Annotated in this window: 23 protein-coding genes; 12 read left to right on the forward strand and 11 right to left on the reverse strand. The window is 62.5% G+C overall.

Translation table 11 applies throughout. The annotated features are described in order from the left end of the window. Positions 1-208 precede the first annotated feature (208 nt). Both EJD88_RS14665 and EJD88_RS14670 read right to left on the reverse strand, forming a co-directional pair. On the reverse strand, positions 209-1,108 hold the full coding sequence (locus EJD88_RS14665; protein ID WP_112193264.1) for a PA4780 family RIO1-like protein kinase: 900 nt from the start codon (positions 1,106-1,108) through the stop codon (positions 209-211). Positions 1,109-1,232: 124 nt separating this feature from the next. Next, positions 1,233-2,510: an acetyl-CoA C-acetyltransferase gene (locus EJD88_RS14670; RefSeq protein WP_158878334.1), complete on the reverse strand. Its 1,278-nt coding sequence runs from the start codon at positions 2,508-2,510 to the stop codon at positions 1,233-1,235. A gap of 105 nt (positions 2,511-2,615) precedes the next feature. Here EJD88_RS14670 and EJD88_RS14675 point away from each other — a divergent pair, with 105 nt between their 5' ends. Together EJD88_RS14675 and EJD88_RS14680 are read left to right on the forward strand one after the other, a co-directional pair. After that, positions 2,616-3,959, forward strand: coding sequence for a 3-oxoacyl-ACP reductase (locus EJD88_RS14675; protein WP_112193260.1), 1,344 nt, complete (start codon positions 2,616-2,618; stop codon positions 3,957-3,959). A gap of 2 nt (positions 3,960-3,961) precedes the next feature. Further along, positions 3,962-4,810 carry a MaoC family dehydratase gene (locus EJD88_RS14680; protein WP_158878335.1) on the forward strand — a complete coding sequence of 283 codons (849 nt, stop codon included), beginning with the start codon at positions 3,962-3,964 and terminating at the stop codon, positions 4,808-4,810. Between the two features lie 96 nt (positions 4,811-4,906). Here EJD88_RS14680 and EJD88_RS14685 read toward each other — a convergent pair whose 3' ends face one another. Continuing rightward, entirely contained in the window at positions 4,907-5,311 is a 405-nt protein-coding gene (locus EJD88_RS14685; RefSeq protein ID WP_112193256.1) for a response regulator, read from the reverse strand. Positions 5,312-5,358: 47 nt separating this feature from the next. After that, entirely contained in the window at positions 5,359-5,556 is a 198-nt protein-coding gene (locus EJD88_RS14690; protein WP_112193254.1) for a Flp family type IVb pilin, read from the reverse strand. A 329-nt stretch (positions 5,557-5,885) separates the two neighbouring features. On the opposite strand from EJD88_RS14690, the gene cpaB reads away from it, so the two are divergent. Genes cpaB through EJD88_RS14730 form a run of 8 tightly spaced genes read left to right on the forward strand, consistent with a single transcriptional unit; the run spans position 5,886 to position 13,292 of the window. Continuing rightward, a complete protein-coding gene (gene cpaB / locus EJD88_RS14695) occupies positions 5,886-6,824 on the forward strand; it encodes a Flp pilus assembly protein CpaB (RefSeq protein ID WP_158878336.1) in 939 nt (312 codons plus the stop codon). A 19-nt stretch (positions 6,825-6,843) separates the two neighbouring features. Further along, complete coding sequence (locus EJD88_RS14700; protein ID WP_099583574.1) at positions 6,844-8,061, forward strand: type II and III secretion system protein family protein; 1,218 nt, start codon at positions 6,844-6,846, stop codon at positions 8,059-8,061. Beyond that, positions 8,058-9,251 (forward strand): pilus assembly protein, encoded by a 1,194-nt coding sequence (locus tag EJD88_RS14705; protein WP_099583575.1) that lies wholly within the window; start codon positions 8,058-8,060, stop codon positions 9,249-9,251. The genes EJD88_RS14700 and EJD88_RS14705 overlap by 4 nt, the downstream gene beginning before the upstream one ends. Continuing rightward, positions 9,248-10,519, forward strand: coding sequence for a CpaF family protein (locus tag EJD88_RS14710; RefSeq protein WP_099583576.1), 1,272 nt, complete (start codon positions 9,248-9,250; stop codon positions 10,517-10,519). The genes EJD88_RS14705 and EJD88_RS14710 overlap by 4 nt, the downstream gene beginning before the upstream one ends. A gap of 10 nt (positions 10,520-10,529) precedes the next feature. After that, on the forward strand, positions 10,530-11,411 hold the full coding sequence (locus EJD88_RS14715; RefSeq protein WP_099583577.1) for a type II secretion system F family protein: 882 nt from the start codon (positions 10,530-10,532) through the stop codon (positions 11,409-11,411). A 1-nt stretch (position 11,412) separates the two neighbouring features. Beyond that, positions 11,413-12,300, forward strand: coding sequence for a type II secretion system F family protein (locus EJD88_RS14720; RefSeq protein ID WP_158878337.1), 888 nt, complete (start codon positions 11,413-11,415; stop codon positions 12,298-12,300). A 10-nt stretch (positions 12,301-12,310) separates the two neighbouring features. Next, the gene (locus EJD88_RS14725; RefSeq protein WP_099583579.1) at positions 12,311-13,015 is read left to right on the forward strand and encodes a tetratricopeptide repeat protein; all 705 of its coding nucleotides are present in this window, start codon (positions 12,311-12,313) and stop codon (positions 13,013-13,015) included. A gap of 10 nt (positions 13,016-13,025) precedes the next feature. After that, complete coding sequence (locus EJD88_RS14730; protein ID WP_112193246.1) at positions 13,026-13,292, forward strand: DUF3613 domain-containing protein; 267 nt, start codon at positions 13,026-13,028, stop codon at positions 13,290-13,292. 11 nt (positions 13,293-13,303) lie between these two features. On the opposite strand, the gene EJD88_RS14735 is transcribed toward EJD88_RS14730, so the two are convergent. Both EJD88_RS14735 and EJD88_RS14740 read right to left on the reverse strand, forming a co-directional pair. Next, the gene (locus EJD88_RS14735) at positions 13,304-14,086 is read right to left on the reverse strand and encodes a response regulator transcription factor (protein WP_158878338.1); all 783 of its coding nucleotides are present in this window, start codon (positions 14,084-14,086) and stop codon (positions 13,304-13,306) included. Positions 14,087-14,213: 127 nt separating this feature from the next. After that, on the reverse strand, positions 14,214-14,663 hold the full coding sequence (locus EJD88_RS14740) for a prepilin peptidase (RefSeq protein ID WP_158878339.1): 450 nt from the start codon (positions 14,661-14,663) through the stop codon (positions 14,214-14,216). 72 nt (positions 14,664-14,735) lie between these two features. Between EJD88_RS14740 and EJD88_RS14745 the strand changes: the two genes are divergently transcribed. Continuing rightward, on the forward strand, positions 14,736-15,179 hold the full coding sequence (locus EJD88_RS14745; RefSeq protein WP_099583583.1) for a TadE/TadG family type IV pilus assembly protein: 444 nt from the start codon (positions 14,736-14,738) through the stop codon (positions 15,177-15,179). Further along, complete coding sequence (locus EJD88_RS14750; RefSeq protein ID WP_158878340.1) at positions 15,176-17,914, forward strand: PAS domain-containing sensor histidine kinase; 2,739 nt, start codon at positions 15,176-15,178, stop codon at positions 17,912-17,914. The genes EJD88_RS14745 and EJD88_RS14750 overlap by 4 nt, the downstream gene beginning before the upstream one ends. Here the strand turns inward: EJD88_RS14750 and EJD88_RS14755 are convergent. From EJD88_RS14755 to EJD88_RS14775, 5 genes are all read right to left on the reverse strand, one after another. Next, positions 17,899-19,845, reverse strand: coding sequence for a pilus assembly protein TadG-related protein (locus tag EJD88_RS14755; protein ID WP_158878341.1), 1,947 nt, complete (start codon positions 19,843-19,845; stop codon positions 17,899-17,901). The two genes, EJD88_RS14750 and EJD88_RS14755, sit on opposite strands and share 16 nt — an antisense overlap. Positions 19,846-19,963: 118 nt before the next feature. Further along, positions 19,964-20,521 (reverse strand): DUF4136 domain-containing protein, encoded by a 558-nt coding sequence (locus tag EJD88_RS14760; protein WP_158878342.1) that lies wholly within the window; start codon positions 20,519-20,521, stop codon positions 19,964-19,966. 45 nt (positions 20,522-20,566) lie between these two features. After that, positions 20,567-21,169 (reverse strand): DUF4136 domain-containing protein, encoded by a 603-nt coding sequence (locus EJD88_RS14765; RefSeq protein ID WP_099583587.1) that lies wholly within the window; start codon positions 21,167-21,169, stop codon positions 20,567-20,569. A 24-nt stretch (positions 21,170-21,193) separates the two neighbouring features. After that, on the reverse strand, positions 21,194-21,943 hold the full coding sequence (locus EJD88_RS14770) for a methyltransferase (protein WP_158878343.1): 750 nt from the start codon (positions 21,941-21,943) through the stop codon (positions 21,194-21,196). Then, complete coding sequence (locus EJD88_RS14775; protein ID WP_003188211.1) at positions 21,936-22,244, reverse strand: MazG-like family protein; 309 nt, start codon at positions 22,242-22,244, stop codon at positions 21,936-21,938. The genes EJD88_RS14770 and EJD88_RS14775 overlap by 8 nt, the downstream gene beginning before the upstream one ends. Between the last annotated feature and the right edge of the window lie 215 nt (positions 22,245-22,459).

The raw sequence follows: 22,459 nt of genomic DNA on the forward strand, positions 1-22,459 counted from the left end.
GCGCAGCAGCCCCAAAACCAGGCAACTTGGTTTTTCTGAAAAAACGCGGTGGCTTTGATGGGGCTGCTTCGCAGCCCAGCGCGGGACAAGCCCGCTCACCACAACAGCCCAGTTGCCATAGATTCAGTATCCACGGGAAGTTGTGTAGATACCTATGGCTATCGGAGGCAAGCCTCCTCCCACATTTTTAACCTCATCAACCCTGAGATCACTGCATCCAGGGCGGCGGCGGTGGCTCGTCCGGCACTTTGCTAGATGGCGCATCGTCTGCCGCTCGAATCGCCTGCTTGCGCTCTTCATCCAGCCGCGCCGCTTCAATCTCGCGGATCACGCCGCCCACATCCGCCAACTCTTCCGGCTCGTCGAACTCACCGGTCAAGACGCTGGCCGGGTGCAAGGTGCCGGCTTCGTACAGCGCCCACATTTCCTTGGCGTACTTGGTCTTCTTCAACTCCGGGGCAAAGCGTCCGAAGTAGGAAGCCATGTTGCCCACGTCGCGCTCCAGCATGTTGAACGCATGGTTGTTGCCCGCCGCATCGACCGCCTGGGGCAGGTCGATGATCACCGGGCCGGTAGGCGTCAGCAGTACGTTGAACTCGGAAAGGTCACCGTGCACCAGGCCGGTACACAGCATCAGCACGATCTGGGAAATCAGGAAGGCGTGGTATTCGCGCGCCTGATCCGGCTCCAGTGTCACGTCGTTCAGACGCGGCGCCGCATCGCCGTATTCGTCGGCCACCAGTTCCATCAACAGCACGCCTTCAAGGAAGTCGTAGGGCTTGGGCACGCGAACGCCCGCGCCGGCCAGGCGGAACAACGCCGCCACTTCGGCGTTCTGCCAGGCATCCTCGGTTTCTTTCTTACCGAACTTGGAGCCCTTGGCCATGGCCCGGGCCTGACGGCTGTTACGGACCTTACGGCCTTCCTGGTATTCGGAGGCCTGACGAAAGCTTCGTTTATTCGCCTCCTTGTAAACCTTGGCGCAACGCAATTCGTTGCCGCAGCGCACCACATAAACAGCTGCTTCTTTACCACTCATGAGAGGGCGCAGCACTTCGTCGACCAGACCGTCTTCGATCAGGGGTTCAATGCGTTTAGGAGTCTTCATCAGCTTTTATTGTGGGTCCTTTATTACCAAATACGCGTATGGCACTCGTTATACGGCAATCGGCTCGCCGGTGGGAGGGGCTACCGACCGTTGATTGCTTAAGAATGCATCCAATATGCCAGTTTCAACGCTCAATGATCGCCGTCACGCCTTGGCCGCCTGCGGCGCAAATCGAAATCAGCCCACGGCCCTTGCCTGCTGCATCCAACAATTTAGCCAGGTTGGCAACGATGCGCCCACCGGTGGCGGCAAACGGGTGGCCGGCGGCCAGGGAACTGCCCTTCACATTGAGCCGGCTGCGGTCGATGGCACCCAGCGGTGCGTCCAGCCCGAGGCGGGTCTTGCAGTAGTCCGCATCTTCCCAGGCCTTGAGCGTACACAACACCTGGGCTGCGAAAGCTTCATGAATCTCGTAGTAATCGAAGTCCTGCAACGTCAGACCATTCCTCGCCAGCATACGCGGCACCGCATACACCGGCGCCATCAACAGGCCTTCGGCGCCGTTGACGAAATCCACCGCCGCCGCTTCGCCGTCGCGCAGGTACGCCAGGATCGGCAAGCCCCGCTCTTTCGCCCACGCCTCACTGCCCAGCAGCACCAGGGATGCACCATCGGTGAGCGGCGTGGAGTTGCCGGCGGTGAGCGTGCCCTTTTCGCTGCGTTCGAAGGCCGGCTTGAGGGCGGCGAGTTTTTCGGGCGTCAGGTCGGGGCGAAGGCTGTTGTCGCGGGTCAGGCCCAGAAACGGGGTGAGCAGATCGTTGTGCCAGCCTTCGGCATAGGCGGCCGCCATTTTCTGATGGCTCTGTAGTGCAAGCTGGTCCTGCTCGGCGCGGGGGATCTGCCAGGTCTGCGCCATCAACTCACAGTGCTGGCCCATGGACAAACCGGTGCGGGGCTCGCCATTGCGCGGCAGTTCGGGCTTAAGGTGATGGGGACGAAGTTGTAACAGGACTTTTAATTTATCCGCCATGGATTTGCTGCGGTTGGCTTGCAGCAGGAGCTTGCGCAGCCCTTCATTCACCCCAATCGGCGCGTCGGACGTCGTGTCGACCCCGCCGGCGATGCCGCATTCGATCTGGCCCAGGGCAATCTTGTTGGCCACCAGCAATGCCGCCTCCAGCCCGGTGCCGCAGGCCTGTTGGATGTCATAGGCCGGGGTTTGCGGCGACAGGCGTGAGCCCAGCACGCATTCGCGGGTCAGGTTGAAGTCCCGCGAATGCTTGAGCACCGCACCCGCGGCCACTTCGCCCATGCGCAGGCCGTGCAGGTTGTAGCGTTCGATCAAGCCTTCCAGCGCGGCGGTCAGCATCGCCTGGTTGCTCGCGGTAGCGTACGGGCCATTGGAACGGGCGAACGGAATGCGGTTACCACCAATGATCGCTACACGGCGCAATTGAGTCATGGAAAGCTCCCTCTGTCTGTTATGGGCTTGATCACTGAGCCTAGTCGAACGACTGCTACCCTGGGATGGTCAACCCTTTGAACCCCAGCCTTCGGAGAGCGTTCCATGTCTGACCGTTATATCGACTTCGCCAACTCAAGCCTCGGCCATCGTCTGGTCGCCGCCCTTGGCCTGCCGTCACCGGTACGCCTGGAACGCTGGCAAGCCGGACGCCTGCGCCCGGTAGACGGTGCACTGCTGCTGGGCGGTGGTGCCCTGGCGAGCAAGGTGCAGGCATTTGCCCACAAACTCACTGACGCGACTTACACCTACGGCGCCGAGTCATCCACCTGGATTCCCGGACACGGCCCCAAGCTCAAGGCCGTGGTGTTCGATGCCAGCGAGTTGCAACACACCGACCAGCTCAAGCAACTACGCGAGTTCTTCCAACCGCTGATGAAAAACCTCGCCAACAGCGCTCACCTGGTGATCCTCGGCCGCGCTCCGGAAAGTCTCAGCGAACCGTTTGCCGCCAGCGCCCAACGCGCCCTGGAAGGCTTCAGCCGTTCACTGGCCAAGGAACTGCGCAACGGCGGCGTGTTGCAACTGCTGTACGTCGGCGAGGGTGCCGAGGACCAGTTGGAAGGCGCGCTGCGTTTCTTCCTCTCGCCGAAAAGCGCCTACATCTCTGGCCAGGTGATCCGCCTGCAGGCTTGCGCCACCCCCGTCGAGGATTGGACCCGCCCACTGGCCGGACGCAAAGCGCTGGTCACTGGCGCGGCGCGCGGCATCGGCGCGTCCATCGCCGAAACCCTGGCCCGCGACGGTGCCGAAGTCATCCTGCTGGATGTGCCGCAAGCCAAATCCGACCTCGAAGCCCTCGCCGCGCGCCTGGGTGCGCGCACCGTGGTGCTGGATATCTGCGCCGAAGACGCCGCCGGCCAGTTGATCGAACACTTGCCCGATGGCCTCGACATCCTGGTGCACAACGCGGGCATCACCCGTGACAAAACCCTGGCCAACATGACTCCGGAATATTGGGACGCGGTGCTGGCGGTCAACCTCAATGCGCCACAAGTGCTGACCCAGGCGCTGCTCGACAGCGGCCGCCTGCACGACAACGCCCGCGTGGTGGTGCTGGCCTCTATCAGTGGCATCGCCGGCAACCGTGGGCAAACCAACTACGCCGCGAGCAAGGCGGGTTTGATCGGACTGGTGCAGGCATGGGCGCCGTTGCTCAAGGAGCGCGGGATCAGCATCAACGCCGTGGCGCCAGGGTTTATCGAAACCCAGATGACCGCGCATATCCCGTTCGCCCTGCGTGAAGCCGGGCGCCGCATGAGTTCCCTGGGCCAAGGCGGTTTGCCCCAGGACGTCGCCGAAGCCGTGGCCTGGCTCGGCCAGCCGGGCTCCGGCGCGGTGAGCGGGCAAGCATTGCGGGTGTGCGGGCAAAGTCTATTGGGAGCGTAAATATGGAATGGCAGACCTTAGGCAATACTCCGTTTCTGCCGCCGTTGTATTGGCGGGCGGCGCTCAAGCGCAAAATTACCGGCAGCACGCTGCCTGAGCAGGGCCTGCGCTGTCGGGTCAGCGTCAACCCCGGGGACGTGGCGGCGTATCGCAAGGTCTGCGGCTTTGCCGACAGCCCGATCCTGCCGGCGACCTATCCGCACATCCTGGCGTTTGGATTGCAGATGCAGCTGCTCACGGACAAGGCATTTCCCTTCCCGTTGCTGGGGTTGATCCACCTGAGCAATCGCATTCGCATCCATCGACCGCTGGGCGGCGTAAACGAGCTGTCCATCGCTGTGCACACGCAAAACCTGCAACCTCACGCCAAGGGCGCAACCTTTGAGGTGGTGACCACTGTCGAAGATGCTCTAGGCGTGCTGTGGGAAGCCGAGAGCCGGATGCTCTGCCGAGGCGTAAAACTCGAAGGCGAAGCAGCCGATGACACCCAGCCCACTCCTGCGCAGATCAGCGAACTGACCCGCTGGAAAGCCCCCACCGATATCGGCCGTCGTTACGCGAGGGTCTCCGGCGACTACAACCCGATCCACCTGAGTGCGCCGACTGCCAAATTGTTTGGCTTCCCCCAGGCCATCGCCCATGGACTCTGGAACAAGGCGCGCACACTGGCGGCCCTCGGTGAGCACCTGCCCGCTGCCAATGTGGAAATCGACGTAGTGTTCAAGAAGCCGGTGCGCCTGCCCAGCGAAGTGATATTGCACAGCAGCGCCTCCGGTTCCAGCGGCGAATTACTGCTGAAAGGCGCCGCAGACATTGAACATATGCTGGGTAAATGGCGGCCAATCGCATAAAAACCGCCGATCTCGGACGAGGCTCTCGACAGCCTCAACCGCAAGCCGCGGTATTCCTTGAGCTTCAGTTATCAACTCTGACGAGGTGCACAGTGCTCACGAGGATGAATGCTTTTTGAGCGGAAACAGGTTATCCAACGTATCGATCAACCGCACCAGGTAGATCGGCTTGCGAAACAGGTCGAGCACCTGCAGGCGCAACATGTCACTCATATCATCCATCTCGGCATGACCCGACATCACAATCACCGGCAGGTGCGAGCGTGAGGTGTGTTCGCGCAGGCGCTTGATCAAGGAGATCCCGCTTTCTTCGGGCATGCGCAGGTCGGTGATGACCAGGGCAATATCCGGATGAAGTGTCAATTCTTGCAAGGCGAAGGTGACGGAGGTGGCGGTAAAGCAGACGAATCCCTCGTTTTCGAGAGATTCGGCGAGCTCGATCAGGGCGTCCTCTTCATCGTCCACCAATAAGATTTGCTGGCGTGAAGAAGATGCGCTCATGGCCGTACCTGCGAGGGAAAAGATCGAATGACTGGCACAACCTGGCATCAAGTCCCTGTTGGCATTTTGGTCGACATGTTGGTGAAGATGGTACTTATCTTGGTGCCCAATCCGGTCCCTGCACCGACAATGACAAGGGCAACCAGCGCCACAATAATGGCGTATTCAATACCTGAGGCACCCTCGCTGCGTTTGAAGAACAGTTGCGTCTGCACGTAAAGCTTCACTATCAGGTCAAGGAACATATGACTTCTCCCTAAAGCGCCACGGATTGCCGGTACGGCTCTAGCACGATCTACGCGGCGTGCCACTAGAGCATTGTCAACAAACCCTGGGCTCACAACTGTAATAACGAGTTAATCACAAAGTATTAGTCGCAAAGTTGGCGTCATAAAACCAAGCGTTCAAGGAGGCGGATTTTTAGTTCCGGTAAATTTTTTGTCAGGTAATGGCATTTCGTCCTAGCTGAGCTACCTTCAAATAGCCAAATCGTTAGATGTTCATCACAGCCAGGTTGCGAATTAACTCGTTTGGATTGGCGGGACTGTAGTGCAACCGGAAAGGGAGAGCCGTCATGAACAGTCGTATCAGCATGATCCTGGCTGGCGTGCTGTTGGTCGGGGCGTTGATCGCGGGGTATTGGGGGCTGGTGCTGAGCCGCCAACCCGCCCCCGTCGCCGAACCTGTCATTTCTGCTGAAAAACCCGCCGCTGCCGCCGAAGACCAGACCCGCCTCCCGGTCGTGGTGCTGGTGCGCGATGTGCCGCCTTTCGTGGCGCTGACCGAAACCGACCTGGCCGTGGAAAAGCTGCGCACGGTGCCTGCCGGCAGCCTGACCCAACTTGACCAGGCGATCGGCCGCACCCCGCAGCGCCCCCTGAGCGCGGGCACTTGGCTTAATCAGGAAAGCTTCAGTACGGGCGGCCCGCTGGCCCGCATGATTCGCCCCGACGAGCGCGCACTGGCGGTTGCGGTCGATGAAGTGGTGGGTGCCGGTGGCCAACTGAGCCCCGGCGATTACGTGGACGTGCTGCTGTTTCTGCGCCAAGAGCCGGGTAACGCCGAGCCGTCGGCGCAGATCGTGGTCCCGGCGATGCGCTTGCTCAGCGTCGGCGACCAATTGGGTCTGACCAACGATGGCCAACCCGCCATGCCGCCGCCGGTCACGGCCGAAGAACGTATCCAGGCCGCGCAACGCCGGGCCGCTGCACGCAGCGTCGTGCTCGCCGTGCCGGAGCCTCTATTGAGCCGCCTGATGCTCGCTACGCAAGCCGGTACGTTGCGCCTGGCCGTACGCAGCGCCGACGAGCAACTGCTCAGCCGCTATTGGGCCGGCGACAGCGATGCGGCGCAAAAACTGCAAAGCGCCAACCGCGACCTCTACCAATTCACCCAACTGGCCATGAGCGCGCCGCCCAAACGCGTCGCCGTCGCCGTCACCAGCGGAGGGCCAAGCGTACGACGTGGCATTGAAGTGATTCGCGGCGCCCAAGCGGCGCCGCAAAACCCGTGATTGAGCAAGGATGCCTTGAATGAGCCATCGCTATGCCCCGCTGTTCACGCACATCGCCTGCGCCCTGATGCTGTCGAGCCTGTCGGTCGGCCTCGCAGTGGCGGCGCCGGGCAACTGCAGCGCCCTGGGCCAGTTGCCTGCCGTGGTCGAGGTGGGCGAAGGGCTGCAACAGGAACTGCAGTCGCCGGTGGCGATTACGCGCCTGGCGATTGGCGACCCGAAGATCGCCGATGTTCGGGTCCACGGTGACCGCAATTTTCTGCTCACCGGTGTCGGCGCGGGCGCCACCAGCCTGCTGGTGTGGACCGCCTGCGCCAGCGCGCCGCGCCAGAGCATGGTGTTCGTCAAGGGCAAGGCTACGTCGGCGCTGACCAGCCTGTCGCTGTCGCCGTCGGAGGACCCGTCACTGCCCAGCCAGGTACAGACCGATATCCGCTTTGTCGAAGTCAGCCGCACCAAGCTCAAGGAAGCCAGCACCAAGTTTCTCGGCATGGGCACCAACTTTTTCCTCGGCAGCCCGAACTTGCTGTCGCCCTCCGAAGGCGTGTTCAAACTGCCGGTGAGCACCGACAGTTTCAACGTCGGCTTTGGCGGCGGCCGCGTCAAAGCCATGATCAACGCCCTGGAACGCAGCGGTTTTGCCTACACCCTCGCGCGCCCGAGCCTGGTGGCCATGAGCGGCCAGAGCGCGACCTTCCTCGCGGGCGGCGAAGTCCCGGTGCCGGTGCCCAGCGCAGGCAGTGACACCATTTCCATCGAGTACAAGGAGTTCGGCATCCGCCTCACCCTGACTCCCACCGTGATCGACCGCAACCGCATCACCCTCAAGGTGGCGCCGGAAGTCAGCGAACTGGACTACAGCAACGCGGTGGTGATCCAGGGCATCCAGGTGCCGGCCCTGACCGTGCGCCGCACCGACACCAGCGTGTCCCTGGCCGATGGTGAAAGCTTCGTGATCAGCGGCCTGATCAGCAGCAATAACCGTTCGACCATCAGCAAGTTTCCAGGCCTGGGTGACATCCCGATCCTCGGTGCGTTTTTTCGCGACTCCAACATCAACCGTGAAGAAAAAGAACTGCTGATGATCGTCACGCCGCACCTTGTCCAACCGCTGGCGGCCAACGCTCGCTTGCCCTCTTTGCCCGGCGAAAAACTGCGCAGCTACGACCCGAACTGGTACCGCATGTTTTTCCTCGAAAACGGCAACTTCGACCGTCGCAGCGGACTGTCCCAATGAGCGATAGCCTGAGCCAGACGTTTCTGGCAATCACCCGCAACGACACCGACCTTGAATGGCTGCAGGGGGCCCTTGCGCCACTGGGCCAGGTGGTCAGTGCCGGCAGTGGCTCGCTGGATGAATTGCTCGCCCTGGTGGACGTGACCTTCGCCAACCTGGTGTTCGTGGGCCTCGACCGGGAAAACGTGGTGGCCCAGAGCGCACTGATCGAAGGTGCGCTGGAGGCCAAGCCGATGCTCGCGGTGGTCGCCCTTGGCGACGGCATGGACAACCAGTTGGTGCTGAACGCCATGCGCGCTGGCGCGCGGGATTTTGTTGCCTATGGCTCACGCTCCAGCGAAGTCGCCGGCCTGGTGCGGCGCCTGAGCAAGCGCCTGCCGCCCGTCACGTCGAATGCGCAACTGGGCGGGCTGACCGTGCTGTATGGCACCCAGAGCAATGCCGACGGCGCGATGCTGGCGACGCACCTGGCCATGGTGGTGCAGAAAAGCGGGCAACAGACGCTGGTGCTGGACCTCGGCCTGCCGCGCAGCGACAGCCTGGCGCTGCTGGGCCTGGAAAGCACCTTCAATTTCGGCGATGCGCTGCGCCATTTGCGCCGCCTTGATACCACGTTGATCAACAGCGCATTCACCACGGCCAAGGACGGCCTGCGTATCCTCGCGTACGCCACCGGCGACGAACCGCTCAAGCTCACCAGCGCGGCCGAACTGTTCATGTTGCTCAGTGCACTGCGCCAGCATTTCCAGCACATCGTCGTCAACATCACCGGGCAACCGGACAGCGAAGCGCTGCGCACCTTTGTCAGCCACTGCGACAAGCTGCTGTGGTGCACCGACCAGAACGTCCTGGACTGTCGCCGCAACCTCGCAGTCCTCAACCGCTGGCGCGACAAAGGCATGAAGCTCGATCACGCCAAGCTGGTGATCGATCGCTACATCAAGTCATGCGCGCCCGACACCGAAGCGCTGGAAAAAAGCTTCGGCCTGCAGTGCATCGCCGTCCTGCCCTTGAGCGCCGAACTGCGCCTGAACGTGAAAAACCAGGGCCAGACCCTGTTTGTCCTGGCGCCCCGCGAACCCTTGACCCAAGCCGTGCGCGCCTTGGGCGAGCGTCTGGCGAAACGCTCCGAAGGCCTGGAAAAACCGTCAATGCGCTGGTTTGAACGCATCCTGGGGGCTGGACGATGAGCGGCGAAAAACTGTTCGGCGGGCCCGCCCGCAACGCCAATGGCAAAAGCGATAACGACGGCCTGAAGCTGGTGCTGCATCGCTACATCATCGACGCCATTGAAGAGTCGGGCAGGAACCTGCTCGAAGGCACGCGCCAATCCCTCGCGCAATTTGTCATCGACAAAGTCTCCGAATACATCACGCGCATGCGCCTGGCAATCTCGCGCTATGAAATGGAGCGGCTGGCCGAAGAGATCGTCGACGAACTCACAGGTTTCGGCCCGCTGGAAGTGCTGCTGCGCGACCCGTCGGTGACCGAGATTCTGGTCAACGGGCCGCATCGGGTATTTATCGAACGCGAAGGCCTGCTGCACCAGAGTGACCTGCGTTTTATCGACGACCATCACGTCGAGCGCGTGATGCAGCGCATCCTTGCGCCACTGGGCCGACGCCTCGACGAGTCGTCGCCGATGGTGGATGCGCGTCTGCCCGATGGCAGCCGGGTCAATGCGATCATCCCGCCGATAGCCCTGGACGGGCCGTGTCTGTCGATCCGCAAATTTCGCAAGGACATGCTCAAGAGCAGCGACCTGGTAGCCATGCAGACCATCGACCAGAGCATCTTCGAGTTCTTCCAGGAGGCCGTCGGCAAGCGCTGCAATATTCTGATCAGCGGCGGCACGGGCACCGGCAAGACCACCCTGCTCAATATCCTCAGCCAGTTGATCAACCCCCGTGAACGGCTGGTGACCATCGAAGACGTTGCCGAACTGCAACTGGGGCACCCCCACGTCGTGCGCCTCGAAACCCGCCCGCCGAATGCCGAAGGCCATGGCGAAGTGCGGTCCAGCGACCTGATCCGCAACGCCCTGCGGATGCGCCCGGACCGCATCATCCTCGGCGAAATCCGCGGCGTCGAAGTGCTCGATGTGATGACCGCGATGAACACCGGTCACGACGGCTCCATGAGCACCGTGCACGCCAACAATGCGCAGGATGCGTTGCTGCGCCTGGAAACCCTGGTGGGGTTGACCGGTCGTGTGGTCGCGGAAAAAACCCTGCGCCAGATGATCTGCGCCGCACTGGACGTGATCATCCAACTCACGCGCATGCCCGATGGCCGCCGCTGTGTGAGCGAAGTGGTGGAAGTGGTCGGCGTGCGCGATGACGTGTATGTCACCAATACCCTGTTCCGCCTGGACCGGCGCACCGGCTTCGGTTTCCTGCGCGAAGCCATCCACCCCGCAGGCGACAAACTGCGCCGCGAATCGGCCTTGCCGCTATAGGGGGCGCTGAATGACCGGACCCTTGCTGCTGCTTATTTGCCTGCTGCTGATCGGCCTGTCGCTGTGGCTGTTCGACAACAGCCTGCGCAAGGCCCAGACCGACCGCGTGCTGGAACGCCTGGGCGACGGGCAGCCCGAGACCGCCGAAGCGAGCACGTCCTGGAGCGGTCTTGAGCGCATGTTCCTGCGTGCAGGGCTGGGTAAACCCACCGACCGCCTGGGCCTGTGGTTGAGTGCGTGGGTGATCGGCGCCCTCTTCGGCTACCTGCTGGGCGACGGCTGGGGCCTGTTCACGATGATCGTCGGCCCGCCGTTGGTGCTGCGCCTTTACATCGGTTGGCGTTACCAGCGCCGCGTCCAGCGCATGGTCGAACAACTCCCGCAGTTGCTCGACCACAGCGTGCGCAGCCTCAAATCCGGCAGAACCCTGGCCGACGCGGTGTTGGGCGGCATCGAAGGTGTCGAAAACCCACTCAAGGAGGCCATGGGCCGCGTGCAGCGTAACGTGCGCATGGGCGTCAGCCTGCCCGACTCGGTCAGCGACTTCGCCGAGTTCTACGAACAGGACGAGTTTCGCCTCTTCGCCCTGGGCCTCAAGGTCAACCACCGCTACGGCGGCAATGCCAGCGAACTGCTGGAAAACCTGATCAGGATGATCCGCGAGCGCGAACAGGCCTCGCGCCAACTCAAGGCCATGACCGGCGAAACCCGCATGACCGCCTATGTGCTGGGCGGGCTGCCGATCTTGATGGTGGCTTACTTCATCCTGGTCAACCCCGGCTACCTGATGACCATGTGGAATGACGACACCGGGCGCCACATGTTGCTGGCTGCCACCGCGATGGACCTGACGGGCACGTTCGCCATGTGGCGCATGTTGAGGAGTGTCTGAGATGGTGCTTCTGGTGGGTGCCCTGTTGTTTCTCGCGGCGCTGGTCCTGGTGGGCGGTCAGGTGCTGGAGCATCGGCGCCGCGAGCGCCGGGTGACGGAACGCCTGCAAGGGCGCATCACCAGCGAAGCCAGGCTCGGCTCGCTCATCCGGCTACTGGGCGCAAGCTCGCTGGCCCAGGGCTCGGTGAGCCTGGACAGCGAAACGCAGACCCTGCTCAACCGCGTAGGCTGGCGCAAATCCAGCCAACGCTCGCTGTTTGCCGCACTGCAGATCGGCGTGCCGTTTGTACTGATGGCCTTGACCCTGCTTGGCCAGGAACTGCTGTTCCCCGAGGTGGAACCCGTGTGGATCGCCCCGCTGCTGGCCCTGGGCGTCGGCTACCTGCTGCCCAAGCGCGTGCTGGCCACCGCCGCCAGATACCGCCAGCAGCGCATCGCCAGGGAAATCTCCACGTTTATCCCGCTGCTGCGCATCCTGTTCGAGTCGGGCATGGCGATTGAACAATCGTTGCGCGTACTGGGCAGCGAGGCGCAACGCTTGCTGCCCGACCTTACCCACGAATTGCGCCTGATCCTGGCGCGGGTCGATTCCGGCCTGGAACTGGGCGAGGAGCTGGGCAAGACCGCGCACTTGCTGGAAGTCGACGAGTTCACCGACACCTGCGTCATCCTCCAGCAGTTGATCACCCAGGGCGGCGGCGCAATGAAGTCCCTGCTGGCGCTCAAGCAATTGCTCGACGACCGGCGCCTGACCAATCTGCAGGAATTCATCTCGAAGATGTCGGCGAAGATGTCGGTGGTGATGATGGTGTTTCTGTTTCCGGCATTGTTGATTGTCCTCGGCGGCCCGGCCTTTATCGGCATCGCCCGAGCCCTGGTCCATTTTTAAGGAGCACCCGATGAAACCACTGATTGCCGCCATGGCCCTGCTGCTGCTCGGCGGTTGCGCCAGCAACGGGCAGACGCCCTGGGCCTCATTCACGTCGCCCGGCAGTTGCGCCAAGCCCAGTTCGGAACAGGACCTGGCGCTGAACCTGGCCGACGACATGGCCAACGAAGACAAGCTCCACGCCAGCCTGGCCAACCTGCAAAGCCTGCCCGATACGCTGCCCCAGGTGCGCCAGCGCAAGGCCCGCGCCTATCGCTTGCTGGGACGCAGCGAGGCCGAGCCGTTGTACCGCAGCCTGATCGGCACCTGCATGGCCGCCGAGGGTGAACACGGGCTGGGGCAATTGGCGGTGGCGCGGGGCGACAACGCCCAGGCGCTGGTCCATCTGCAAAATGCTGCGCGGCTGGCGCCCACCGACGAGAAGATCCGCAATGACCTGGGTGTGGTCTATCTCAACCAATCGCGCCTGGAAGAAGCGCGCTTTGAATTCTTGACGGCCATCGAGCTCAAGCAGAGCGACCCGTTGGCCGCCGTCAACCTGGTGACGTTGCTGATTTATCAGGACGACTGGGGACAAGCGGCCAAAGTGGTCAGCCAACTGGGCCTGAGCCCCGCGCAAGTCACCGAAGCCCAGGCGCGCGCGGCCAAACTCAAGCGCAGCCCTGCACGCAAAGTCGCGGCCGTCGCCGATGCCCTGCCCGTGACGATCAAGTAAGGAGTCGAGTATGAAAGCCCATTTACTGATGTGCCTGAGCCTGCTGCCGCTGGCCGCGGCTGCCATCGAGCCGGGGCCTTCGTCCCCACAGCAGGCTGAAACGGAAAATTGGCTGGCGCTGCAGGTCAATGGTCTCGCCGCGTCGCCCACCCCGCAAACCACCACGCCGGCGGAACGCGAACAGGCCCTGCAACGCTGGCTGGACAGCAACAAGCATCCGATCCCGGAATACTTCGAGTCGAAATCCAGCTCGTCCGGCGGTGGCGACAGTAAATGAAGTGATGAGCGTCAGTGCGCCGTGACCCGCTGACGCATGACCGAGTTGCTCGGCGACAGCGCCAGCGCCAGTTGGGTGCGGTTGTGCATATGGGTCAGGCGCAACACCTGCGACACATACAGCTTGACGGTGTTTTCGGTGATGCCGAGTTCGCAGGCGATCTGGTAGTTGGTCTGCCCCTTGCCCACCAGACGGGCAACGTCGAGCTGACGCGGTGAGAGCTGATTGAACATGGCCGGGATTTCCACCGGCGCAGGCTCTTCGCCGACCGACTCGGCCGCGTCCGCCACGCTCGGGCTGCGACGCACCTTGTCGAGATCCTGATACAGATCGTTGATGGATTCGGAAAGGTATTGCAGCTTCAGGTTCAGTTGCCCCAGGTGCAATTCCTTCTGACGCTCCTCCAATGCGGCTTCCTGGCGCTGCAGGCCTTCGAGCAGTTCTTCGAGGTCGATCGGCTTCTGGTAGTAGTCCGAGATGCCGGCGCGCAGGGCCTTGATCACGTCCTGTTTATCGGCACGCCCGGTGAGCATGATCGCCTCGAACGCACGATGCTTGCCCGCGATGTTCTGCATGGCCTGGACCAGTTCGATCCCATCCATGCCCGGCATGTGCAGGTCGCACAACACCAGGCCAATCTCCGTGTCTTCGGTGAAGCGCTGCAAGGCATGGCGGCTGGATTCGCAAGGGACGCAGCGATAGCCGCTATTTTCGATAAATTCACAAAGCTCCTCGACGATCAGTGGTTGATCGTCGACCACGAGCACTTTTACAGCCGAAGTGAGCTTGTTCACACGTTACTCCATGCCTGGCAAGCCAAATGATTGACCTATCCCTTTTCGACGCAGAATGTGAATCATCTGCTCAATAAACCTAGCCCTACTTTCCGACTATGTACATAGCGATAGAGGCCTTGTGCGACTAGTGGATCCAAAACCAATACAGGGCAAAACCTGTCAATACAAACGGTGCGAAAGGCTGCTTTCTTGACGTGCGCCTCGTCGCTGTTTCATGGCGCGCGCCAAGCCCTTGATGCACAAGCGACCAGGCCGCGAGCAGCGCCGCTGCAAGAATCAGCGACCACAGCAGATGATTCACCGTGGTGGCCAATCCCAGCGCCACGAGCAGCTTTACGTCCCCCGCGCCGAAGCGGCCCAACGCGTACCCCGGCAAGGTCAGCAGCAAGGCCAACACCAGCGCCCACGCGCCCTCGCCTGCTGGCGCACCCAGCCAGGTGCAGCCCGTCCACACCACATACAGCAGGGCCAGCAGCGCCGCGCCGAGGGTCAACCCGTTGGCGATATGCCGCTGACGAAAATCCTGCACGGCACAGACACTCAGCCAAAGCAGCAACACCGCGCCATGGATCACGTAAAAAACATCCCTTTTTGCTGAATGATTCTATGCTGATATCAAGTAGTAGCCGTCAGGGTAGACGCAGTCATGAGAACCAGCCTCCCCAGAACGCAAAAAGGTGCCGCGGCGATTGAGTTCGCCTTGGTTTTCGGGATCTTTTTTGCGGTGTTCTATGGATTGATCAGCTACAGCCTGCCGCTGCTGTTGATGCAATCTTTCAATCAGGCGGCAGCCGAAGCGGTGCGCCAGGCTATGGCGGTCGATCCAGTGGCTGCCGGCACCGCGTATGGCACACAGGTCACCCAACGCGCCAAAGACACGGTCGTCAGCCAATTGAGCTGGATCCCCGCCAGTTTCAACTTTCAGAGCAGCTACATCAGTTCAACCTACGTCGGCACCACCCTGACCGTGGCGATCAGCTACCCCACCACTAATCTGTACTCCGTGTTCCCGGCGCTGGTGATACCCGGCGTGGGCACCGTCCCCAGTCTGCCGGCCAGCCTCTACGCGCGTTCGAGTCTGCAACTTTGACGGCGGGGGACAACCTCTTCGGGCGCCTGTTGGGCCGCACCGACGCCCTGGCCCGCGAAATAACGGCCATGCCCGCAACCGGGCTGCACGTGCACCTGGATCAGCTGGGCCATGTCCTGCACATCGGCGGCACCCTGCGCTCGCAACTCGCCGCACCCGCCGCCAGCGAGCACAAGCCACTGCTGCGTGAGCTGCTGTGCGCGGCCAGTGTCCTCAGCGTCGAGGGCAACCCCGCAGACTGGCAATACCAGAGCCTGGACCTGGATTTCCAGGCAAGCGCCGGCAAAGTCCTGCATCTGCGCGGCTGGATCGAGCCCGACGGCGACGGCTGGAACCTGCACCTGATGGACGTCAGCGACTTGCTCGCCGAGCACCAACAGGCCGGCGATCGCGAGGAGAACCATCAGCTCGCCAGCCGCATGAGCGAGCAGCTGCGCGTGTGCAGCCTGAGCCGCTTGCCGGAAGTGCTCAACGAACAACTGCGCAGCCTGTCGCAGCACTGGCACATTCCCTGTGTCGCGTTGGCGCTGCTGGATGATGAAACCCAGGGTTGGCGGATCTACAGCCAATACGCCGGCCACGACGCACCGACCTTGTGGCAGACCGACCAGCCCCTGGGCACCAGCCTCGACAGCGTCAATGGCAACGTCCCCTTGAGCCTGCCCAATGGCCGCAGCGACAACCCCCGGCTGCACAGCGTGTTCGGTGATGCCGACGGTTTTCTGGTGCCCTACCGCGATGGTCAGGGCGTTGCCGCGTGGCTGCTGTGCGGCTTTTATGATGGGCAGGCGCAGATCAGCAACACCGAATGGCTGCACCTGTGCGCCGCCCTCGCCGCGCCGCTGCTGAGCCGTTTGCGCGAGCAGCGTTACCATCAACAGCTGGAGCGCGTAGAAGCCTTGCAAGGCCTGCTCGGCACCGGCTGGTGGGAGTTGCTGCCGACCACCCGCGAAATCCAGCTCGCCCCGCAGTTGTTACGCAGCCTCGGCCAGGAAGACGGCGCCAGGCGCCAGCCACAGGCAGCCTGGCTCGAATTGATCCACCCCGCCGACCGCCAGGAGTTCGACAGCCGCCTGCACGATCTGCAAGTCCTGGGCAAACCGCTGCTCGCCAGCGTGCGCCTGCAACGCAGCGACGCCGAAGGCCACCCGCTGTGGTACCGCGTGCAGGGCCAGGTGCTGGGGCTGGGCGACAGCCAGCGCTGGATCGGCGTGATGCTCGACATCAGCGATATCAAGAACCAGCAACTGCAAGCCGCCGCCGCCCACGCACGCCTGGACAACCTGATCGCCAGCGCTCCGGCCGTCATCTATGTACAGCGTTATGTCAGCGGCGCGCTGCACCCGGCGTTCTTCAGCGACAGCCTGCTGCCGCTGCTGGGCTGGACCCTCGACGACTGCAATCACGACAACCTGCTGTCGTTGATCCACCCCGACGACCGCGATGTCTATTTCGAACGCACCCGCCAGTTGCTGCGCGAAGGCACCGTGCGCAGCCGCTACCGCGTACGCGACAAACGGGACCACTACCACTGGCTGCTCGATGAAGCCAAGTTGCTGCGCGATGACCTCGGTCTGCCGGTGGAAGCCGTCGGCCTATGGCTGGACGTGACCGAAGCGACCCTCGCCGCCGAGCACGTCAAGCAAAGCGAAGAGCGCTACCGCATCCTGGTAGAAGACTCACCGGCGATGATCTGCCGCTACCTTCCGGACCTGACCCTGACCTTCGGCAACACGCCGCTGGCCAACTACCTGGAATGCCCGCCGGCGCAACTGCCGGGGGTGAACCTGGGCCATTGGCTGTCGGACGAACAGCGCCAGGCCTTTGTGCAACGCATCCGCCAACTGACGCCGGAGTTCCCGGTGAGCACCGCCGAAATCAGCCTGGAACTGCCTGGCCGCGAGCACGCCTGGTGGGTGTGGTCTGACCGTGGAGTCTTCGACGCGAACGGCACACTGGTGGAAGTCCAGGCCGTGGGCCGCGATAACACCGAAGTACGCCGCTCCCAGCAACAACTGACCCAAAGCGCGAAAATGGCCACCCTCGGCGAAATGGCCACCGGGCTGGCCCACGAGATCAATCAACCGTTGAACGTCATGCGCATGGCCATCGTCAACGTGCTCAAACGTCTGAGCAGCGGCGACGCGCCGGTCGACTACCTCACCGAAAAACTCCAGCGCATCGACGCCCAGGTGCAGCGTGCGGCGCGGGTGGTTGACCATATGCGCGTGTTCGGCCGCCGCTCGGAAATCGAGCAGCAACCGTTTGATCCTGCACAGGCGGTCGAAGGCGCGTTGTCGTTGCTCAGCGAAGGGGTGAAGGGCAAAGGCCTCGATCTACGGGTGATACCGGCGGACTTTGTCGTGCAGGTCAACGGCTACGTCGATCAGCTCGAACAAGTGCTGATCAACCTGGTGGTCAACGCCCGCGATGCGCTGCTCGGCCAGCGTGAGAAAGATCCGCAGCTGCAGCCATGGATTGCGCTGCACAGCGAGCATGACAGTCGTCATGTGCGCATCTGGGTAGAAGACAACGCCGGTGGTATTGACCCGCGTCTGATGGAGCGGATTTTCGAGCCGTTCTTCACCACCAAGCCGATTGGCGTGGGCACCGGGCTGGGGCTGTCGGTGAGCTACGGGATTGTCGAGAACATGGGCGGACGCCTGAGCGTCAGCAATGGCGCCGACGGTGCGCGGTTTTGCGTGGAGTTGCCCATTCTTCAGATCACCAGATAGGCGCGGCCCATGTGGCAAGTGAGGTTGGCGCCGACTTCGGCGTTGCCCAGATTAATGCCCAGCGCCGCCAGCAGCGTGTTGACGATGGGATCGAGGATCGGCGCAAGCACGGTTTGGATCAGTCCAACCACGCTGCTGACGATTGACGCCAGTGCCGTCGTCACTGTGGCGGTGGGGTTGTTCGGCGAACTGCCGGTGGGCGGCACGTAAGTAACCTGCAAGCCGCTCAAGGTGGTGCCGAGGCTGTTGACGATGTTGGCGGTGCCGGGCGCGTTTTTATAGGTGGGTGTCGCGTTCATCTCCGCCACCGGCAGAAACACCATGGGGTTGGTCTGCGCCGCCACCGTGGTCAGGGCGCGCAGGTTCAAGCCGCCGCCGACACCAGCAGTACGCGGCCCGCAGATCAAGGTCAGCAGGCAGTATTTCTGACCAAAATCGATCAGCTGGATCGGTTGCACAGTCACCGCCGACGACGACGAAAACGCCGACACCGGGTCCACATAACCGACACCCAAGGTGGCAAGGGACGTGGTGGCCTGCACGGTCAGCGACTTGGTCGCCGGCGTGGCGCAACTGTAGTCGGTGACGTGGCTCTCGGCGCTGGCCGCTTCGATGTAAATCGACAACGTTTGCGTGATGTCCACATCCGCCACATTGCAGCCGACGACACACAAGATACCGCCCACCACATCGGGCAGGTTCAGGTTGAGCAGGCCGCCGACCACCTTCGATACCGGGGTCGTCAAGCCCGCCAAGATGGACGAGACACCTGAGACCACTTTGAGGATCGGCGCCTGCACCACCACCAGGGTTCGCACTTGCGCGGTGCGCACGAAAATCTGATCGGTTGGCGGGCTTTTCAACAGCCCGGCCTTGGCCAGCGCGGGGTTGCCTATGGCCGACAGCTGCGGCGCCTCAATCACCTTGGTCTGGATCGACACATTGCCCACCAGCGGAATACTCACCTGGGTCGCCGCGCTCACCGCACTTTTGCTGCTGGACAACTGCGCCACCGCTTCCAACAGTTGAAACAGCTGCACATTGGTATTCAGCGCGGCGGCGGGCGTCCCGGTGGCGACTTTCAACAAGTCGCCTACTTTCAACAGTTGGGTAGTGGGGGCGATGGCCTTCACTGAGATCACATCGTTGATCACCGCCGTGGCCACCGCGCCGTTTTTTTGCAGCACCTTCACGGTGGCATCGATCAGTTGGCTGGCGGACACGGCGGTGTTGAGCAATGCATCGTAGTCGCCAGCGGTCACGTTCAATTGCACCGCCAGTTGGTCAAGGAAGCCGAGCAGGTTGACGTTGGTCTGCAACAGTCCGTTCCAGCCGGCTGCCGTGATCGACAGGCTGCCGCCGAGCAGATTGCCGAGCGCCAGGTTGAGCAGCGGGGATTTGGTGGAATCGACCGTTGCCAGGCTGCTGCGAATCGTCAGTTGTGCGACCGGCGGTGCAAACGCGGCCACGGCGGTGGCGGTCAGCACCGTTTGCGTGGATATCGGCGTGCCGCTGAACATGTTCCAGATACCGCCGGCGATGCTGGTCATCACGCTGTTAGTCGCCACCACGCGGATTGCGTCGTTCTTGCTGGCATCGGCGGTGTAGACGCGGATATTGCTGGCGTTGGTTGCCAGTGAGCCGCAGGTCACGGCCAAGCCACGGGTGGTGTCGCCGGCGACCACGGTGAAGCCATTGCGGGTGGCGTTCTGTATGGCGAAGTCATTGGCGGTGGAGGTTGGCGTGCACACGCCGCTACGCCCCGCCGCTTCCAGGGCGGCGCTGTCGGCGATGGACTGCAATTTGCGCTTTTCCAGGTACAGGCGACCGCTGTCCACTGCCAGCAGCATGAAGACCATAGCCACGGCCAGGGTCCCCGCTGCCATCAAGCCAATCGCACCACGCTGTCTGAAACCAGGTCGGGGAGACATCAAGGCACTCCTTAGCGCTTACTCTCCGTAGGTGCTGTGGAGTGTAGACAAGGCTTGGGAAGTGCGTTGGCCAGTGGCCATAAATTGCTGTTCGGGTTGATCCAGTGGCGGGGCCAGGTCAGTGCGGCGGGTAGCTGGAAAGGATGCGCGTCACCGTCGTGCGGATCGCGTTATCACGGTCCTGTGGGTTGGGCGTGCTGCTCATCAGCTGTTCATCACTGCCGCGCCACACCAGTTTGCCGTCCTTGCCATCGAGCAAGTCGATCTGGAGGGTCGCGACTTTGTAGGTGATGTTGCGCGTTTCGTTGTACATCGGCGCGCCCCAGTAGCCGTTCCACGGGCCGCCCCAGGCGCCGCCGTAGTTGGTGGTGACTTGCTGCTGGCGGTCTTCGACGATGAGGTAGGCCTGTACGGTCAGGTCGGCCTTGGTACCGGCTGCGGCGGGGCGCAGGCCGCGTTGGTCGAGTTGCTCGCCCACGGCTTGGCGGATGCGTTGTTCGGTGAGGTCGCTCTTGATCCGTGGATCATCAGGGCGGTATTGCAGGGCCGGGTCTTTCCAGGCCCAGTTGCGGTAGGCGCCGAAGTCTCGGCTGGCGTCATAGTCGTGGTTGACCTGGCTGGTCTGGCAACCGCCCAGCAGCACGACAAAAGCGAGCGTAGCGATGCGACGAAACATGGTTTTTCTCCAAAGAGCGAACAGCGCTTTAAATGAGAATAGCGGTTAACGGGGCGGGTAGGCGCTCATGGCCTTTTGCACGGCCTGGCGCAAGGCATCGGCGCGTTCGCCGAGGCTGCCCTGGCTGGCAGTTTCGGCGCTGGTGCTCCACACGGGCTGACCGCTGCGGGCGTCAAACAGGTTGACCCGCACCACGGCTACCGTCACCTCGTAAGTGCGCACGATCGGCGCCGAGTTGTACATCCCGTAGCCATTGCCGTAGCGGTTGTAGCCGCCGTAGCCGTAACCGTAGTCATCCTGGACTTGCTTGAGACGCTTCTCCAGGCGCACGTCCGCACTGACCAGCACGTCGGGCGCGCGGTTGTCGTGCAAGGGCCGCAGGCCGCGTTGGTCGAGCGCGCCGCTGACGGCTTCGGCAATTTGCGCCGAATCCGCCCAGGCCGAGCCCGCCGGCAGTTGGCCGTTGCGCCACGCCCAATTACGGTAGGCGCCGTAGTCGCGCACCGGCGCAGGATACGCACTGGCATCAAAGGTGGTGGCCGCCTGGGCCGGCGCCGGTGGCAGAGGCGCAGACGCCGCCACATAAGGGTTGGGGCTGGAACACGCGCCCAGCCCGAGGGATAACAGGATCAAACAGAGACGACGCATTTCGACCTCCGCAGACTGGGCCGCTTAAACCGGACGGCAGATCCAGTGCAAATAACGCCCAAGTCCGGCAAAGCTTGGGTGACGACGGTGAGCGAGTTCCATCTCAACAAGGTCCTGTAAGTTCACGCGGGCCTGGAATTCCACCGGCATAAAGTCGTGGAAAACGCGCACGCCACTTTGGCTTTCGACCTGCCATAGCCCGTCGAGTTGCGCCGCCAATTCGCGCGGGTCGAGGGGCTGTTGCGGGGTCAGGCTCTGCTTTTCGCCGGCCATGTCGTTCTTGCGCATTTTGCGGAAGTGGCCTTTGAGCAGGTTGCGATAAATCAGCGCATCACGGTTGTAGAACGCCAGGGACAGCCAGCCACCCGGCACCGTCAGTTGGTGCAGCACCGGCAGGATTGCATGGGGTTCGGCCAGCCATTCCAGCACCGCGTGGCACAGCACCAGGTCGTAAGGTTCGGTGAGCTGGCCGAGCAGGTCTTGCCAGGGCGCATGGATAAAGGTCGCCGTCTGCCCGGCCTCGGCGAAGCGCTGGCGCGCACCTTCAAGCATCGGCTCGGCGGGTTCGGCCAGGGTCACCTGGTGGCCGCGCTCGGCCAGCCACAGCGACATATGCCCCAGGCCCGCGCCGATATCCAGCACGCGCAAGGGGCGTGCCGGCAGGACTTCAATCAAGTCGGCCTGAAGCACCGCCAGGCGAATCGCGCCTTTGGCACCACCGTAGATTTTCTCGGCAAAGCGCGTGGCCAACTGGTCGAAATGACGGTCACTCATGGGCAAACCGCCGTTCGCTGTCAGCCAGTTTGGCGCGCACCACTTCGTTCATGTCCAGGCCCAGCTCACTGCACAGCAGCAGCAGGTAGAGCACGATATCGCCGACTTCCTGCCCGGCGTGGGCGAGTTTGTCGGCGGGCAACTGGCGGGATTGGTCTTCGGTCAGCCATTGAAAGATTTCCACCAGCTCGGCCATTTCCACGCTGGCGGCCATGGCCAGGTTTTTCGGGCTGTGGAACTGCTTCCAGTCGTTGGTATCGCGGATGCGATGCAGGCGTTCGGTGAGGTGTTCGAGGTTCATAGGGGGCTCCTGAAGGGTATAGCTTCCGGGGGATGAGCCTTCAAGGCAAGTGAATCACTTGTGTGGGAGAGGGCTTGCCCCCGATGAGCATGGGTATCTACACAACTCTCAAAGGCTTACACATAACACTGTGGTGATCGGGTTCTTGCTGATGCTACGCGGTGTTTGTTATTGGGGCTGCTTCGCAGCCCAGCGCGGGACAAGCCCGCTCACCA

The organism is Pseudomonas sp. PB105 (assembly GCF_009764655.1).
Lineage (GTDB): Bacteria > Pseudomonadota > Gammaproteobacteria > Pseudomonadales > Pseudomonadaceae > Aquipseudomonas > Aquipseudomonas cyclaminis.

Coding starts and splice junctions, on each gene's coding strand:
- EJD88_RS14720 (WP_158878337.1), top strand. CDS start 11,413: ATGGTGCTTCTGGTGGGTGCCCTGTTGTTTCTCGCGGCGCTGGTCCTG.
- EJD88_RS14745 (WP_099583583.1), top strand. CDS start 14,736: ATGAGAACCAGCCTCCCCAGAACGCAAAAAGGTGCCGCGGCGATTGAG.
- EJD88_RS14725 (WP_099583579.1), top strand. CDS start 12,311: ATGAAACCACTGATTGCCGCCATGGCCCTGCTGCTGCTCGGCGGTTGC.
- cpaB (WP_158878336.1), top strand. CDS start 5,886: ATGAACAGTCGTATCAGCATGATCCTGGCTGGCGTGCTGTTGGTCGGG.
- EJD88_RS14760 (WP_158878342.1), bottom strand. CDS start 20,521: ATGTTTCGTCGCATCGCTACGCTCGCTTTTGTCGTGCTGCTGGGCGGT.
- EJD88_RS14685 (WP_112193256.1), bottom strand. CDS start 5,311: ATGAGCGCATCTTCTTCACGCCAGCAAATCTTATTGGTGGACGATGAA.
- EJD88_RS14705 (WP_099583575.1), top strand. CDS start 8,058: ATGAGCGATAGCCTGAGCCAGACGTTTCTGGCAATCACCCGCAACGAC.
- EJD88_RS14770 (WP_158878343.1), bottom strand. CDS start 21,943: ATGAGTGACCGTCATTTCGACCAGTTGGCCACGCGCTTTGCCGAGAAA.
- EJD88_RS14680 (WP_158878335.1), top strand. CDS start 3,962: ATGGAATGGCAGACCTTAGGCAATACTCCGTTTCTGCCGCCGTTGTAT.
- EJD88_RS14765 (WP_099583587.1), bottom strand. CDS start 21,169: ATGCGTCGTCTCTGTTTGATCCTGTTATCCCTCGGGCTGGGCGCGTGT.
- EJD88_RS14715 (WP_099583577.1), top strand. CDS start 10,530: ATGACCGGACCCTTGCTGCTGCTTATTTGCCTGCTGCTGATCGGCCTG.
- EJD88_RS14700 (WP_099583574.1), top strand. CDS start 6,844: ATGAGCCATCGCTATGCCCCGCTGTTCACGCACATCGCCTGCGCCCTG.
- EJD88_RS14665 (WP_112193264.1), bottom strand. CDS start 1,108: ATGAAGACTCCTAAACGCATTGAACCCCTGATCGAAGACGGTCTGGTC.
- EJD88_RS14675 (WP_112193260.1), top strand. CDS start 2,616: ATGTCTGACCGTTATATCGACTTCGCCAACTCAAGCCTCGGCCATCGT.
- EJD88_RS14755 (WP_158878341.1), bottom strand. CDS start 19,845: ATGTCTCCCCGACCTGGTTTCAGACAGCGTGGTGCGATTGGCTTGATG.
- EJD88_RS14690 (WP_112193254.1), bottom strand. CDS start 5,556: ATGTTCCTTGACCTGATAGTGAAGCTTTACGTGCAGACGCAACTGTTC.
- EJD88_RS14670 (WP_158878334.1), bottom strand. CDS start 2,510: ATGACTCAATTGCGCCGTGTAGCGATCATTGGTGGTAACCGCATTCCG.
- EJD88_RS14775 (WP_003188211.1), bottom strand. CDS start 22,244: ATGAACCTCGAACACCTCACCGAACGCCTGCATCGCATCCGCGATACC.
- EJD88_RS14730 (WP_112193246.1), top strand. CDS start 13,026: ATGAAAGCCCATTTACTGATGTGCCTGAGCCTGCTGCCGCTGGCCGCG.
- EJD88_RS14710 (WP_099583576.1), top strand. CDS start 9,248: ATGAGCGGCGAAAAACTGTTCGGCGGGCCCGCCCGCAACGCCAATGGC.